The sequence below is a fragment of the Gillisia sp. Hel_I_29 genome (assembly GCF_000744275.1).
Lineage (GTDB): Bacteria > Bacteroidota > Bacteroidia > Flavobacteriales > Flavobacteriaceae > Gillisia.
This window is the reverse complement of record NZ_JQLP01000005.1, coordinates 2,557,682-2,575,478: the sequence shown is the minus strand read 5'-3', so window position 1 is coordinate 2,575,478 and position 17,797 is coordinate 2,557,682. Positions and strand designations below refer to the sequence as shown.

Sequence of the window (17,797 nt, the reverse complement as noted above, 5' to 3'; positions counted from 1 at the left end):
TCATCTAATCTCTAGGGATTCATTTAAATATTCCATGGTTTTTTCACCAAAAAGTCTTTCAGAGATAATACCTTTAGTTGTACAAATCTCAATTAATTTGTTAGATTCGACAATAGGTCTTGATTCATCTGTATATTTTATTGAACTAATAAACTCCAACCAAGGTTCTAGTCCCATTGCATAGACAAAAACCGCTTTAGGATTAAAGCAATCAATCAAACTTAAGCCTTGTTCGCAATTACTTCCTGCTAAACGCCGTGTTATGTCTCTATCTCTTGTCAATTTCTCAGGAAGTAAAGGACCATACAACCAAGATAATGGTGCGCCGTCACACTCCATACCTATAAACATTATGTCTACATCGTCCATTACTTCTCTCACTTTTACATATATCTCTGGTTCTATATTACATGAATCTGCGACCAGAAAAACTCTGAATTTATTATGTAATTCGACATAGTAACAAAGTTTACTTCCAATATCCAAATCAGCATGTTCGCCTAAAAATGGGATACCTGTAATTGAGCATTTAGGTAGTTCCAAAGATTCCATATCACCCAATCCAATAACATTCTTAAAACCTATATTTTGAAACATTAATTTAAGATCAGGATCTTGAAGGCTTCCTTTATTACTTCTAGGAACTACAATAGTTTTCACTTTATGTCGTATTTGAAGTAAAGTTTCAAACAAAATGTGATCCTGATGATTATGTGTTATTAAAACAAAATCTATAGAATCTGGCAAATCGTGAGAAGTAAATCTAGGAATATCAGAATCATAGCCATCATAACTTAATACAGGATCTACTAGTATTGAAATTTCTTTAGTTTCAATTAAAATAGACGCATGACCAAAATACCTTGTGCGTATTCCTTCTCCAATATATTTCTCATAAAGCTTAGGTTTTTCTTCTGTAAAAAAAGATCTAAATAATTCAACCTGTGATTCTTTAATCTCTAAAAGTTTAGATATTCTTGAAAACGAATTTGGATTTCTAAGCATTTTAAATAATTCATCAATTGCCGAATCCTTATATGCAATATCGCAATGAATAATATTATTCTCTTCCAATCTTGGAGTACTCAAAACGAATGATCTTTGCTCGTCGGAATTGACCAACTGCAAGCAAATGCTCTGGGATGATTCCTTATAATATTTACTCTTATACAAGAGTGCTTCAAAAATTTTAAAATTTGCGTTATTATTTAAATCATATACTAACTCTACATACCCCTTTAGAATATTCGGAATTTTTTCATATAAGGGTTGTAAAGAATGCCCCGTAGCTTCTTTATCTAACATTCGTGTCAATTCTGATATGGCATCTGCTAATTCTAACATTCCTTTTTGACTTTGAATTGTTTTCTCATATAAATTTCTGATTTCATCCACTCTGGTTCTTGGATAGTCAATAAAAGGGCCTCCTTTCATTTCTGGCTTTTTTACAGCCGCTTCATGAATTTGAGGATTTTGAATAAATGATTTTAGTATTTTCAGATGTCGTTCTTTAATATTAAGAGCTGCTGTCACTGGAGATATTAAATGTGACCAAGCATACCAATTATCATATAGTGCTTCAGTAACCAAATTAGGCTTTAAATACACTGGATTATCTATATCTTTCTTCATAATTATATAATATTAAATTGTAGTTTTATTAGTTACATCGGTTTTATTATTTGATTTAGTAAGCCATAAAATATTTTGAATTTCTTGAGATAAATTTTGAATGTTCAAATCACTAAAAATCTGATTTATTGTAATCTCAACTTCAAACTTATCTTTAATTAGAGAGACTAGTTTAATTACTTTTAAACTTTGTCCACCTAGTTCAAAGAAATCATCCTTGACGCCTATATCTTCTCGACCCAAAACCTCTTCCCATATTGAAACTAATTGCTGCTCTGTCTCCGTTCGAGGTGCTACATATTCCACTCCCTTCTCGATACCTATACCTTCTGGTGACGGTAATCCTTTCTTATCTATTTTACCATTAGGCGTTAATGGCATCGATACTATCGATACATAATAACTAGGCAACATATAATCTGGCAAAAAGCCCTTTAAATAACTCCGTAAAGTACTGCTATCTTGCTCTATACCACTCACTAAATAGGCAATTAACTCCGTTGTCCCTCCTAAATCCTTAGCCAATACAACGGCCTCATCTATCTCGGAATGTCCCAACAAGACACTCTCGATCTCACCCAACTCTACACGATATCCACGGATCTTAACTTGGTCATCCTTTCTCCCCAAAAATTCTATATTTCCATCTCGATGCCACTTGCCCAAATCTCCGGTCCGATACAAGCGCTCTCCTTCTTTAAAAGGATTATCAAAAAACTTCTCCAAAGTCAAATCTGGACGATTTAAATAACCTCGGGCCAATCCTACTCCGCCTATACAAATCTCCCCGACTACTCCAATGGGCTGTAAAACATCTCCTGCTCCCAATATGTAAATACTCGTGTTTGAAATAGGACTACCGATGGGTATCCTTAATGGCAAAACATCATCTTTACTTGATACTTTAAATATAGTCGCACAAATACTGGACTCTGTAGGACCATAGGCATTAAAATAAAGTCCCCCATAATTTAAAAACTCCACAACCTTTTCATAAATAGCAGCCTCACCAGCTGTTATTAACTTACTTAATCCTGATAGCTTAGAAATATTTAATTGACTCAAATAAGATGGTGGGATCGTAGCTATATCAATAGAATGAGATATGATAAAATCCTCTATCAGTTCTGGACTCCACCGTTGGTCTGAATTTATAATATATAATGCCCCTCCTGATAGCAGCATCAGTAATACCTCCCATACTGAAGCGTCGAAAGAAGATGAGGCAAATTGTAATCCTCGAGTTCTGCCATCCAACCCTAATTCATCAATCTGAGATACTATTGTATTCACAATACCTCCATGCTCAATCATCACTCCTTTAGGTGCGCCTGTAGATCCACTCGTATAAATAACATAAGCCAAATCATTGTAATCTATCGATTTCGAAAGATTTATAGTATCTGATTCTTCTTTGAAAAGCTCATCTAGTTCTATATCTATTGCTAGAATGTTAGTCTCAAAGTTTAATACATCTAACATACTTGATGAATCAATAATTAATGTCTTCAAGCTTGTTTCTGATATAAAATATAACTTGCGATCTTCTGGATAATCTAAATCAATCGGCACATAGACTCCTCCATTCTTCAATATTCCTAAAATACTGATAATAAATAGATCACTACGTTCTAACATCACGCCTACAAAATCTCCAGAGGAAAGTTGATGCTTTTTACTCAAGTAATGAGCCAATTGATTGGACCTCGTATTTAATTCACTATAACTAAGCTCAACTCCTTCAAAAACAACGGCTATGGCATCTGGTGTCCTTAACACTTGCTCTTCAAACAAATCCACAACCGTCTTATCTGCTGGGTAAATCTCCTTCCTCCCTTGAAAATCCACCAACAGTTCTTGTTTTTCATTACGCGACAAATAATCAATTTCACTTAATATGCAATTAGGATTATTAAGATAGGATTTAAAGACGTTTAGAAAATGTTCTCTAACATTCAAAATATCAGTCTTTCTATATTTACCTTCGTTATAAACAAACTTTATAGAAATCTCATTATCAGATAATCCTGTTTGAATTCCGAAATCATAGCTTGTACGGTCAAAGTTTGTTTCAGAGGCTATTGCTATATTAAAATCTTGCTCAACCGATTTATTAATTTCGTCTTTTGCTATTCCGCGAATAGCATAATTAGCATACATCATAATATGATCCAATAAGTCCATTCCTAATGGACTCTGAGACTGAACCTCCGATAAATTTAAATAATGATGTGGTAAACTAGCGATCGAGCCTTGTTGTATCTCTTCTAGTAAATCTTTAGCTGTACTTACTTCTGTGTATTGTATTCGAACAGGGATCGTATTGATAAATAATCCTACCATATCCTCTATACCTGGTATAGCATCAGGTCGTCCAGAGACTACAGCTCCAAAAACTACATCGCGTGTATTGTTATATCGCGATAATAAATACCCCCAAACTCCTTGGATAAAACTATTCTCGGTTATCGATAATTCTCGACATAATAACTGCATCGATCTCAATAAATCTCCTTCTAGCAATAAATGCTCCTTCTTCTGTGAATAATCACCTTCCAATCTATTATTTACAAATGGTAAACTTGATTTACTATCATAGCCTGATAAATAATTTGACCAATAAGACAAACTAGAATCCTTATCTAATCCTTCCAACCAACTAATATAACTTGAATATAATGATACTGGTGATAAAGTAACTGGTCGTTTGTTCTGAACTCCATACAATAACTTATAAAAATCATTGATCAAAATACTCATACACCAACCATCAATCAAAATATGATGATGACTCCATATAAATTCATAAGAGCTCGGGCTTAACTGAACTATAGTTAAACGCATCTGAGAACCTGCTCCCAAATCAAACCCGCGATCTCGATCTAACTTGCGGTACTCTTGTAAATAAGACTCCTGATCTTCTCTACTCTTAAACGCATCTGCCTTTTCATACACAAAATTACTCGATACAGACTTCCGTACTATCTGCAAACTCTCTCCCGCATAATCATTACTAAAACTCGTGCGAAGTATCGCATGACGAGAAACTAAAAGATCATAACTCAATCGAAGTGATTCTATATCTAAATGCTCTCCCTCCAATCGATATGACATCTGTTCAAAATAAACAGATGAATTAATACCCCCAGATAACCAGTGATAATAAATACCTTCCTGTAAAGGTGACAATCGGTAAACATCCTCAAGATCATCCTCTTTATTCAAAACCGATAACTCTAAAGAAGAAAGCCCTTTAAAAGTTAAATCACTAGAGGTTAAATAATGCTGATCTTCTTTAGACAAGCCTTCTATCAACAATTCTAAATGATTTTGATAACTCTCTGATAAAGCATTAATAGTACCCTCTTTATATTGAGACCTATCATATGAAATACTCAACTGTAATACGTTCTTTACAATCATACCAGAAACACCTAAAGGGGTCGATGAATTTGAATTTAATTCCGAATTATCATTCCCTGTATATCCTGATCCATATTCAAAAACAACACTATCCTTTGAACGACTCATACTCGATACCGAAGACCCAAAATCACCTAAATAATTAAAAGTAATCGATGGGGAAACACGAGAAGAAAAACCGCCTCCAAAGTACTTTAATACGCCATACCCAAATCCTTTATCTGGTAAACGACGTAAATCGTCCTTCACTGAAACTAGGCTACTAAAAATATCTCCGCTTCCTTTCAATTCTAATAAAAAAGGATACGTACTTGTGAACCAACCTATAGTCCGACTAAAATCCAATTCATTACCCGTATCCTCTCTTCCATGACCTTCCATTAAAAGAACACTACGATCTGTCTTTAAAACTGCATCGATACTCAATATCAATCCCGTTAATAAAATATCATTGATCTCTGTATTATAAACATCATGAACACGGGTTTGCAATAACTCTGTAATATGCTGACTTAATCCAAAGGAAACACTACCTATAGATCCTATCTCATAAGAGCCTTCTTCAATAACATCATTAGGAAAATCAAACTCAAATGAAATGATCTGGAGTTCCCAATAAGAACGTTCCTTAGATAACTTCCTGCTATTCCCATATGCTAATAAACTCGATGACCAGCCTTGATAAGAATCTGTCTTCATAGGTAAACTAAATAAAGACCCCTCTAAAGACTGTTCGTATAAAGTTGAAAAATCTTCCAATAATATACGCCAAGAAACACCATCTATTACTAAATGATGAATCACTATAAGTAGACGATCTCCATCTTCACAATGAAACAATCCAAGCTTAATCAAAGGACCTGTAGATAAATCTATACTCGACTGAAGTACATCTACCTGAGCCTTTATCTGTTCTTCTGTAAATTCTGAAGAAATATCATACTCATATAAATCATATAACGATGAATCTGAAATACCTAAGTTTTGCTGAACCCAAGATCCTGCTGTATCACTATAAACCATACGAAGCGCATCATGATGTGCCGCTAAATATGAAAAAATAGACGCTAAAATAGTAGATTCAATACCCTCTTTCCTAAACAATAAAACAGATTGATTGTAGTGATGATTCGCTACAATAGTAGCATCCTCAAAAAACGAAAGCTGAATAGGGGTTAAACCTACAGGACCTAAAACCTCTGATTGATCTATAACCAAGACATTCTTAGTGATAAAAGAAACTAAATCTTCTAAAACTGGGTTCCGCAAAATATGTTCTACCTTAGTACTATATCCATATTGTCTCAATCGAGACACAACCTGAATCGATTTAATAGAATCTCCTCCTAAATTGTAAAAATTATCTTTGACTCCTATGCCTTCTCGCTTGAGAACTTCTTCCCAAACTTTTACCAAACTATGCTCTATATCATTTCGTGGGGCTACATACTCAACCCCATGACTAATCTCTAACCCCTCTGGTGAGGGTAACGAGCGCCTGTCTATCTTGCCATTAGGTGTTAAGGGTAAACCTTCCATCGCTACATAGTAACTTGGTAGCATATAATCGGGTAAAAAGCCCTTTAAATAACTGCGCAGTGATGCGCTGTCATGATCCAAGCTGCTTACAAAATATGCAACCAACTCCTTAACTCCATCATTATCATTGGCCAAAACTACAGCCTCATCTATATCTGCATGCCCCAATAATACACTCTCGATCTCGCCTAACTCTATGCGATACCCTCGGATCTTAACCTGAGCATCCTCTCTCCCTAAAAACGTAATCGTGCCATCACTATTCCATCTGCCCAAATCTCCCGTCTTGTACATACGAGTACCTTCTTTAAAGGGATTTGAGACAAATCGCTCTTTAGTAAGTAACTCATTGTTTAAATAACCGCGAGCCAAGCCAGATCCTGCTATATAAAGCTCTCCCGTTACACCTACTGGCTGTAATAAGCCCTCCCTATTTAATATGTAAATCTCTGTGTTGGAAATTGGAGCGCCGATTCTTGGTCGATTAAGAAAATCATCAAGGTTTGTATTAGTAATATCATATACACATGATCCTATAGTACTCTCCGTTGGGCCATAATGGTTCACTAACCTAATACTACTACCTTCAATTATCTTAGCTATATCTGATATATTTGCTCGCTCCCCTCCTGTAAATATTAAACGAAGAGTCTTTATTTTTAATAAAGAATTATTTTCATCTCCTTGCAATAGCAGATTTAAATATGTTGGTGTAACCTTCAAATAACTTATAGACGTGCTTTCTATATACTCAATTACAGATAGGGGATCTTTTAATCTAAATTTGTCAAGTAAATGGAGAGTACCTCCATTTAAAATACAACCATAAATACTTGTTAGAATCCCATCAAAAGAAATACCCGAAGTAACTAAACTACTATCATTAATTCCTATATCATAAGTGTTTGTTAGCCAATGGTTATAATTAATTAAAGAATTATGTGATATTTCTACTCCTTTGGGCTTCCCTGTAGAACCACTGGTATAAATAACATATACCAGATTATTAGAACCTATATCATTTGATGGATTACCTGTATTATAATCCTTTGAATCACTCTTAAATTCATCTAGAAAAACTTCATCTAAAAGTACTTTGCAATTACTGTCTTTAAGCATATATGCGATACGATTCTCTGGGTAATCTGGGTCGATTGGAACATAGGCGCCGCCACTCTTTAAAATCCCTAAGATCCCCACAATCATCCAAGAACTTCGCGGTAGCATAATCCCTACCAAATCATCTGGCTCGATGGTATAATGTGCTTGTAGATAATGTGCTAATTGATTACTGCGCCTATTAAGCTCCTCATAACTAAGACGCTCCTCTTCATAAACAACGGCTATAGCCTCTGGGGTTTTACTTACCTGCTCCTCAAACAATTCTACAACGGTCTTATCCTCTGGATAAGCCACTTCTGTAGCATTAAATACATCTAACAACTCTTCGCGCTCCTGATCCTCTAAATAATCAATACCTCCTATAGAAGCCTCTGGTAAACTAAGTAACGAGGCAAGAAATTCTTTATAATGAACGATAAAACCTTCTAACATCGCTTTATCATAAACATCCGTGTTGTACTTAATCGACAGTGCCAAATAATCACCTTGCTCCTCAAAAGTGAAACTCAAATCAAACTTGCTTAAATTAAACCCCTGATCGGTTATCAATTCTACATCTGAATCACTTATACCTATTCCCTGATGAGCATCTCCTGTGTTTTGTAATACCAACATCATATCAAATACAGCACTTCGACTCGTATCCCTACGAAGTTCTAAATCCTCAACAAGACGATCAAAAGGATATCCCTGATGCTCATAAGCATCTAAAGTCCTTTGACGAACCCGTCTAAATAAATCTTCAAAACTATCCTCTGAACGAACTTCATTACGTAATGCTAACGTATTGATATAAAATCCTATCTGGTCCTCTAAATCTGAATGCTCTCGCCCTGCAACGGGTGTCCCTACTACCAAATCCTCTTGACCCGTATAACGGTACAACAATGCTTTCAAACTAGACAGTAAGCCCATAAACAAGGTACCTCCCTCTTGATGGCTAAATCGCTTTAACCCCTGAGTAGATTCCTTTGATATGTAAGTGCGAAGTAATTGACCTTGATGACTCTGTATCACGGGACGTACCTTTGAACTTGGTAAGTCTAAAACGGGAAGATCTCCTCCCAGTAAGCCCGTCCAATAATCTCGATGGCCCTGATAAATAGATGTACTCAATTGAGACAATTGCCAACTCGCATAATCCTTATATTGAATCCGTAACGCTGGTAAGTCTAATTCGCCTCCACTCTTATAAAACTCATAATACTTAAATACATCTCTTGACAATACATCCATACTCCATCCATCACTAATAATATGATGCATATTGTAATAAAAAACATAACGGTCTTCTGATACCTGTAGTAATATAGCGCGTAATAGTGGACCTTTGGCTAAATCAAACTCCACCATACGGTCGTTATCCAGATAATTCAATACCGAGGACTCGATATCTGCTTCGCCTTGTAGATCCAATTCACCGATCTCAAAACCTAAAGCATCTCGTTCTAATATCCACTGACGAATCTCTCCTTGGGAGTTCTCCTTAAAAACAGTACGTAAGATCTCATGACGGTCTACTACCGAATAAATGGCACGTTTAAATAAATCTACATCATAACTGCCATCTAAAAATATACGTGAAGGCATATTGTATGCCGAAGAGCCGCCCTCAAATTGACTCAAAACCCATAAACGTCGCTGTGATGATGATAAACTATAATTTGCTTGTTCTTGTAATATTTCTATTTTATTTTTTTGTAATCCATTATGGATATTTGATAAATATGCTATCAGTTCTTTTTTATTAAACTTTATCTGATCAATTAAAGCACTAGGCAATTTTCCTTCAGGAGTATAAATTTTTAGTTTATTATTCTCTAGAGAAATTTCAATATCTTTTTCTTTTAATTCTAAAATGAAATCTATTATATTCATAATTCTATATACTCTCTATTATTTTCATTACTACTCGTTTTTGAAGAAACCACCCATAATTGAGCTTGAACTCTTTTGGTAACATTTCTTATAGTCGAATCTTCAAAAAATGATTTAATCGAAATTTCAATATTAAAGAGTCTATTAATTCTTGAAACTATTTGGATAATTTTTAAACTATTTCCTCCTAGTTCAAAGAAATCATCCTTCACACCTATATTCTCTTTGCCTAAAATATCTTCCCATATAACTACTAACTGCTTCTCTGTATCTGTCTCTGGGGCTACATATTCTACTCCATGACTAATCTCTAACCCCTCTGGTGAGGGTAACGAGCGCCTGTCTATCTTGCCTGTTGCTGTTAAGGGAAATTCGTCAATAATTACATAAAATTGAGGTACCATATAAATTGGTAACCTCTCTTGTAAGCTTGATTTTATTAAACTTTGATCTACATCCTTATTCACTCGAAGATAAGCCAACAAATGATCTCCAGAATCAATAGTTTTTAACAAAACAATTGCCTCATCTATCTCCTTTATCTTCAGCAACTGTTGTTCTATATCCATAAGCTCAATACGCTGACCATTAAGCTTAATCTGGTTATCTCGCCTACCTACAAAAACTATCTCACCATTAGGCAACATCTTTCCTATATCTCCAGAACGATAAACACGACCACCAGGAGTTATTGGATCATCAGTAAACACTTTATCTGTCTGTTCTTTTTTATTTAAGTATCCTTGAGCCAAATAAGCACTCCCATAAACTAGTTCTCCTTCTTGATAAACCCCTACCTCTTTATCATTCTCATCAAGTAAGTAAAGACGAGTAGAAGCAACTGCAGGCCCTAAAGGTAAAACACTTGAAGCTACCTCTGAGTCATGATCTAAAAACTTCTGTAGTGTAATTGTTGATTCTGTTGAACCATATCCATTAACAAATAAAGCCCCTTCTCTAAAGTGCTTTTTGAAACTCTCAAAATCACTCTTATAAACAGCCTCTCCTCCCAAAACAACCAAACGAACTCTTGTGAAAATCTCATCTCCATTTAACCCTGTTATAAAATAACGATACATCGTAGGTACGATATGTAAGATAGAAACCTGATTCGTAGAAATCCATTCTGAAAGATCATCAAACCCTGCTCTCTTAATATTATATGAACATAACGATGCCCCATTAAAAAGAGCTCCATAAATATCCATAACAGCAGAATCAAAACTATAACTCGATAACAAACCTAGAACATCTCCCTTATCAATATGAAGATTATTTGTATACACTCGTATAAAATGAAGAACTCCTCGATGGCTTTGAACAACTCCCTTAGGTTCTCCCGTAGAACCAGAAGTATACAAAATATATGCTGCTGAATCTAAATCAATAGATATATTTAAATTAGCTACTGAACCAGTTATACTCGATTCAATAGCTAAAATATCTATAGCTTCCAATTTCTCTAATAGCGTTTCTGAAAGGACTAAGGTTTCTTCACTTATAACAATTAAACGACTCCTCGAATCCTCCAACATATAGCCTAATCGATCTATAGGATACTCAGGATCTAATGGAACATATACGTTACCTGATTTTAAAACGCCTAACATCCCCACAACGACATCTTCTCCATGAGACAACAACAAAGAGATATGCTGACCTTGTTTAACACCTATTATTGATCGAATCTTAAGAGCTAATTTATTTGCTTTAGAATTTAAATCCTTATAATTAATAAAGTTACCTCCTTGATAAATCGAAATACGATCAGGGTATAAATCCACCTGAGATTCGAAACGTGAAACAATTGTTTGAGCTACCATTTCTTCTTCAAAATAAAGAAAAGAATTTATTGCCTCAGGAGAATCAATTACAGGTAGTCTACTTGAAAACACCTCTAGATTAGCTATCGAAATCTCTGAATCTTGAATTACTTGTTGTAATATTGAATTGAATGCTTCCATCCAGTAACGTATTGTTTCTGGTTTAAAAAGATCATTACGATATACACAATACACCGAGATTCCGTTCTTATAACTCTTAATATAACACTCCAAATCTAACTTTGCTGTGCTTGATAAATCTCCTTGACTATCCTCAAAATCTACAAGAACATCTTCGTTTGTTGAATCAAAGTCTAGCATATTTAAAAAAACTGAACTTATTGGAAATTGATGATAGTCTCTAGATATATCTAAACCATCTAAAATCTCTTCAAAAGGATACTCTTGATGTGCTAACCCTTCTATTAAAGTAGTATGCACGCCATCTAAAAAATCAATGAATCTCTCTTCTTGATCTAATACATCTCGTAACATTAATGTGTTTAAGAAAAAACCTATCAAATCCTTGATATCCTCATGATTCCTATTGGCTGAAGGCACTCCTACTATAATATCATTCTCTCCCGTTAATCGATGCAATAAAATTTTGTAACAAGAAAGAAAAAATGCAAACAAACTAACCTTATTATTAAGCAAAAACTCTGATATATCTCTCTTTAACTCTGTGCCTATAGCAAAACTATAATAACCTGACTTACGTGTATCTGATATCAATTCATTACCATAATAATCCCTAGGTAGTTGTAAAACTGGTAATCTGCCTGACAATTTTGACTCCCAATACAACTTATGGTTGCTAAATGTAGACTTTGACAATAGACTATTTTGCCAAAAAGCATAATCTTTATATTGAACTCGTAATTTAGGTAATGAAATCTCTTGCCCAGATTGTTTTGATTCATAAATAACTGAAAAATCTCGCTGAAACAAATCCATAGACCAACCATCACTAATGATGTGATGCATGTTACACAATAACCGATATCCTTGAGCTTCCTTTACCAAAACTATTTTAATCAATGGCCATTGTTCCAAATCAAATACATGATGAGAAATCTCATGCTCAAGCTCCAAGGATGGCTCTAATAATAGAATTTCATATCTCAGCGTTGAAGCATCCAATATCTTTTGTTTAGGGAGACCTTTTACTTCTATAAATACGGTTCTTAAAATTTCATGACGCGAGATTAACAAATCTATAGTACTCCTAAAGACATCAATATCAAGATCACTTCCAAATTCACGAGAAAAATACATATTATAAGCGGACTTATTATACCCTATCTTATCCACTAACCACAATCGTTGTTGAGAAGGAGATAAATCATAATAAGGTTGCTCTGCTAATAATTCTATACTACTATACTCAGACTTTGTAGCTTCCTCTAATAAAGAAACCTGTGTCTCCAATACTGTGTGAACAAACAAGTCTTTCAAAGCTAACTTTACCTCAAAGGTTTTATGAAGCTTTGATAAAAGACGTGTAGCCTTTAAACTATGGCCTCCTAGTTCAAAGAAATCATCCTTCACACCTATATTCTCTTTGCCTAAAATATCTTCCCATATAACTACTAACTGCTTCTCTGTATCTGTCTCTGGGGCTACATATTCTACTCCATGACTAATCTCTAACCCCTCTGGTGAGGGTAACGAGCGCCTATCTATCTTGCCATTAGGTGTTAAGGGTAAACCTTCCATCGAAACATAGTAACTTGGTAGCATATAATCGGGTAAAAAGCCCTTTAAATAACTGCGCAGTGATGCGCTGTCATGATCCAAGCTGCTTACAAAATATGCAACCAACTCCTTAACTCCATCATTATCATTGGCCAAAACTACAGCCTCATCTATATCTGCATGCCCCAATAATACACTCTCGATCTCGCCTAACTCTATGCGATACCCTCGGATCTTAACCTGAGCATCCTCTCTCCCTAAAAACGTAATCGTGCCATCACTATTCCATCTGCCCAAATCTCCCGTCTTGTACATACGAGTACCTTCTTTAAAGGGATTTGAGACAAATCGCTCTGCCGTTAACTCCTCATTATTTAAATAGCCTCGAGCCAATCCAGCTCCTCCTATATAAAGCTCTCCTGTAACGCCTATTGGCTGTAATAAGCCCTCCCTATTTAATATGTAAATCTCTGTGTTGGAAATTGGAGCGCCGATTCTTGGTCGATTAAGAAAATCATCAAGGTTTGTATTAGTAATATCATATACACATGATCCTATAGTACTCTCCGTTGGGCCATAATGGTTCACTAACCTAATACTACTACCTTCAATTATCTTAGCTATATCTGATATATTTGCTCGCTCCCCTCCTGTAAATATTAAACGAAGAGTCTTTATTTTTAATAAAGAATTATTTTCATCTCCTTGCAATAGCAGATTTAAATATGTTGGTGTAACCTTCAAATAACTTATAGACGTGCTTTCTATATACTCAATTACAGATAGGGGATCTTTTAATCTAAATTTGTCAAGTAAATGGAGAGTACCTCCATTTAAAATACAACCATAAATACTTGTTAGAATCCCATCAAAAGAAATACCCGAAGTAACTAAACTACTATCATTAATTCCTATATCATAAGTGTTTGTTAGCCAATGGTTATAATTAATTAAAGAATTATGTGATATTTCTACTCCTTTGGGCTTCCCTGTAGAACCACTGGTATAAATAACATATACCAGATTATTAGAACCTATATCATTTGATGGATTACCTGTATTATAATCCTTTGAATCACTCTTAAATTCATCTAGAAAAACTTCATCTAAAAGTACTTTGCAATTACTGTCTTTAAGCATATATGCGATACGATTCTCTGGGTAATCTGGGTCGATTGGAACATAGGCGCCGCCACTCTTTAAAATCCCTAAGATCCCCACAATCATCCAAGAACTTCGCGGTAGCATAATCCCTACCAAATCATCTGGCTCGATGGTATAATGTGCTTGTAGATAATGTGCTAATTGATTACTGCGCCTATTAAGCTCCTCATAACTAAGACGCTCCTCTTCATAAACAACCGCTATGGACTCTGGGGTTTTACTTACCTGCTCCTCAAACAATTCTACAACGGTCTTATCCTCTGGATAAGCCACTTCTGTAGCATTAAATACATCTAACAACTCTTCGCGCTCCTGATCCTCTAAATAATCAATACCTCCTAAGGTACTATCAGAAGAAAATAACAACAAATTTAATAACTGCTTATAATGAGTTCCAAATTGCATGATAGTATTTAACAAAAATATATCACTACAATAATTGATTGAAAACTCTAAGCTCTCTCTTAATTTATGTATTGTTAAAGCGACATCAAACTTAGAGTAATTAGTATGATAAGGCAATATTGAGTAATCAACACCTTTCAAATTCAACACTGGGAAATCACTCTCGTCATGCATCACAAATAGTGTCTGAAAAAGAGGGTTTCGACTTAAATCTCTTTCTTTGGATAAAGCATTAACAACGCTCTCAAAAGGAACTTCTTGATACTGAAATGCTTCTAAAGTATTTAAATGAACTTCTTTTACTAACTCTATAAATGAGATTTGATCATCAATAATTTGACGAAGCACCAGCGTATTAACAAAAAAACCAATTAAGGGTTTTGTCTCTTCTTCATTACGGTTCGCTACAGGAATTCCAATACCAATATCATGTTGATTCGAATATTTAAATAATAAAATATAAAAAGTTGACAATAAGATAGAATGTAGCGTAACACCTTCTTGCTTTGCTAATTTTTCTAGCTTAGAGGATATAATATTATTAAGCTTAAATTGAACTGTATCCCCCTTTACACTGCGAATACTTGGTTTTTTAAAATCTACTGGAAGATCTAATGGTCTTAATCCATTCAATTTATTTTTCCAATAATCTAATTTCACAAGTAATGTCTCTTCCATAACCTCTCGTTGCCATGTAGCATAATCTGAATATTGAATATCCAAAACAGGCAAAGAAGGTGGTCTATTTTCTTTCTTTGAATTATATAATTCACTTAACTCATCTATTACTAGTGGAAAGGATAGTCCGTCAAAAGCAATGTGATGAAAAACAACAATTAATACATATGATTTATCGGTCAATGCAATTAAAGTCACCCTTAATTTATGGTCTTTAGATAAATCAAATGGCTTATTTATTTCTTCTTGAGCTAATTCTGAAAAGGCTTCAATTTCATCATTAAACAACTGTTCTTTAATCTTTATAGAAAATAAATTTTCTGAGAGTATTTCTTGCTGAAGAACTTCTTTTTCAAGAAAAACAGTTCTTAAAACCTCATGTCGATTTACCAATTGAGTAAAGGCTTCATTGAGCAACTCAATCTCCAATTCCCCTTTCATTTCAATTATTATAGGAATATGATAATGTTGACTTCCTTGTAACTTATCTATAAACCATAATCGCTGTTGTTGAAATGACAGAGGTAATCTAATAGATCTATCAACTGGTGCTATTTTAGTATACTTTGGTTCTTTCTCCAAAGTCAACAGTTTAGTCAATTTTTTAATGGTGTCATTATCAAAAAATACATTAAGCTTAATTTGAAATCCAAATTCTTTATATATTTCAGAGACCACTTCAAAAGCCGCTAAGCTATGCCCCCCTAATTCAAAGAAATGCTGTTGGATTCCAACTTTTTTAAGCTTTAAACAAGTAGCCCATATTCTTGCCAATTTAATTTCAACCTCGGTTTGTGGCATTTCTAAATTGTCATCACTTTGTAATAAGAGAGTGGGTTTAGGCAGGGCTTTCCTATCTATCTTACCATTTAACCCTAAAGGAAATTCGTCTAGTACAACATAATATTGTGGATGCATATAAGCAGGTAAGCGACTATAAAGAAATTCTCGTATTGCTTTTTCACTGAAAGTACTTAAGGCTATATAATAACAGGCAATATATGCGTCTTCAAGAGTGTCTTTTATAACCTTTAGTACAAAATTTAGATCTCGATTATAAAAACGAATTTCGTTTTCAACTTCTGATAACTCAACTCTATTCCCGTGTATTTTTATTTGACTATCGGTACGACCAATAAATACTATTTCTTCTTTCTTATTATACTTTCCTAAGTCTCCAGTAGCATATACTATATCTTCAAAATCATTATGCAAAGGGTTTTGGATAAACTTCGTTGATGTCAAATTAAAATCTAGATAATATCCTTTACTTCTAAAAGGGGTTTTTATGAAAATCTCACCAATCTCATCTTTTTCGCATAATCTTCGACCTCTTAAAATAAAGACTGCGGTATTTGATATCGGTTTACCTAATGGTACAATTTGATTATCATTAATATCATCAAGTTTAATTCTATAAAATATCTTCGCTAATGTTGTTTCAGATGGTCCATATAAATTTACCCATTGTATACTATTTTCTGTTATAGCACTCCAATGCTCTATATTTCTACTATAAAGTGCTTCACCAGCAAAGAATACATATCTCAAGCTTTTTAGTAATGTTTTAACACTAACTAAATCTTCTTTCATTAAAACTCTAAATACAGAAGGAACTGAATGCATTAGGTTAACCTTACTTTCAATTAACCAGGCAATTAAATTCTTAATAGAGGTTTTCTCTTCTAAACTAGGAATTATCAATGTTCCTCCGCATAAAAGTGGTAAAAAAATATCTCTCAGACTAACATCAAAAGATAAAGGAGCTAAAAGGGGTATTCTTATAGTATGATCAATTTGAAATTCTTTTTTTTGCCAATGAATAAAGTGACTCAAACTTTTATTAACGCCCTCTATTCCTTTGGGCTTTCCAGTCGATCCAGAAGTATACATTAAATAAACACTATTATCTCCAGAGATGGTAGTAGTAGTAGTAGTTTCAGATTCTTTTGTCTCTACTCTTTCCGTCTTAACGACTTCATTTCGAGACAACTGATGGATTAGTTGAAATTTTTCATCAATTAATAACAGTAAAATATTGAAGGGTAATTCATCAACTATTTTTTTAATTGTTTCTATCTTATCTTCAGTAGTAATAATGATTTTTGGAGTAACCTCTTCCAATTGGTAATATAGCCTAGACAATGGGTGGGAACATTCCAATGGTAGAAAAATTCCTCCAAACTTCAGCACTCCAAGAATGGAAACCACATAAGAAATATCGCTTTCCAGAAAAGTTGCCACTACATCACCTTTCTCAAGATTCAGTGATAAAAACTGATTTTTTATAGAGTTAGAGTATCGAGATAGTTCTGCATAATTAACCACCCCAGAATGAGATTGTATAGCTATCTTTTCTGAATACTCTTTAGTTAAGTCTTCTATTACGGAATGTATTACTTTCTTGTCAAACTTCATTAGCATCAAATTTCTTC

3 protein-coding genes are annotated in these 17,797 nt (G+C 34.3%); all 3 read right to left on the bottom strand.

What is annotated here, in order from left to right:
- Genes P163_RS16775 through P163_RS16765 form a run of 3 tightly spaced genes read right to left on the bottom strand, consistent with a single transcriptional unit; the run spans position 1 to position 17,780 of the window.
- The gene (locus tag P163_RS16775; RefSeq protein WP_034893921.1) at positions 1-1,632 is read right to left on the bottom strand and encodes an MBL fold metallo-hydrolase; all 1,632 of its coding nucleotides are present in this window, start codon (positions 1,630-1,632) and stop codon (positions 1-3) included.
- Positions 1,633-1,644: 12 nt separating this feature from the next.
- Positions 1,645-9,594 (bottom strand): non-ribosomal peptide synthetase, encoded by a 7,950-nt coding sequence (locus P163_RS16770; protein WP_034893918.1) that lies wholly within the window; start codon positions 9,592-9,594, stop codon positions 1,645-1,647.
- Positions 9,591-17,780, bottom strand: coding sequence for a non-ribosomal peptide synthetase (locus P163_RS16765; RefSeq protein ID WP_197055448.1), 8,190 nt, complete (start codon positions 17,778-17,780; stop codon positions 9,591-9,593). Before P163_RS16765 ends, P163_RS16770 begins: the two co-directional genes overlap by 4 nt.
- Between the last annotated feature and the right edge of the window lie 17 nt (positions 17,781-17,797).

What these genes read in the sequence shown, in the direction of transcription:
- P163_RS16775 (WP_034893921.1), bottom strand. Translation starts at nt 1,632, where the DNA reads ATGAAGAAAGATATAGATAATCCAGTGTATTTAAAGCCTAATTTGGTT.
- P163_RS16770 (WP_034893918.1), bottom strand. Translation starts at nt 9,594, where the DNA reads ATGAATATAATAGATTTCATTTTAGAATTAAAAGAAAAAGATATTGAA.
- P163_RS16765 (WP_197055448.1), bottom strand. Translation starts at nt 17,780, where the DNA reads ATGAAGTTTGACAAGAAAGTAATACATTCCGTAATAGAAGACTTAACT.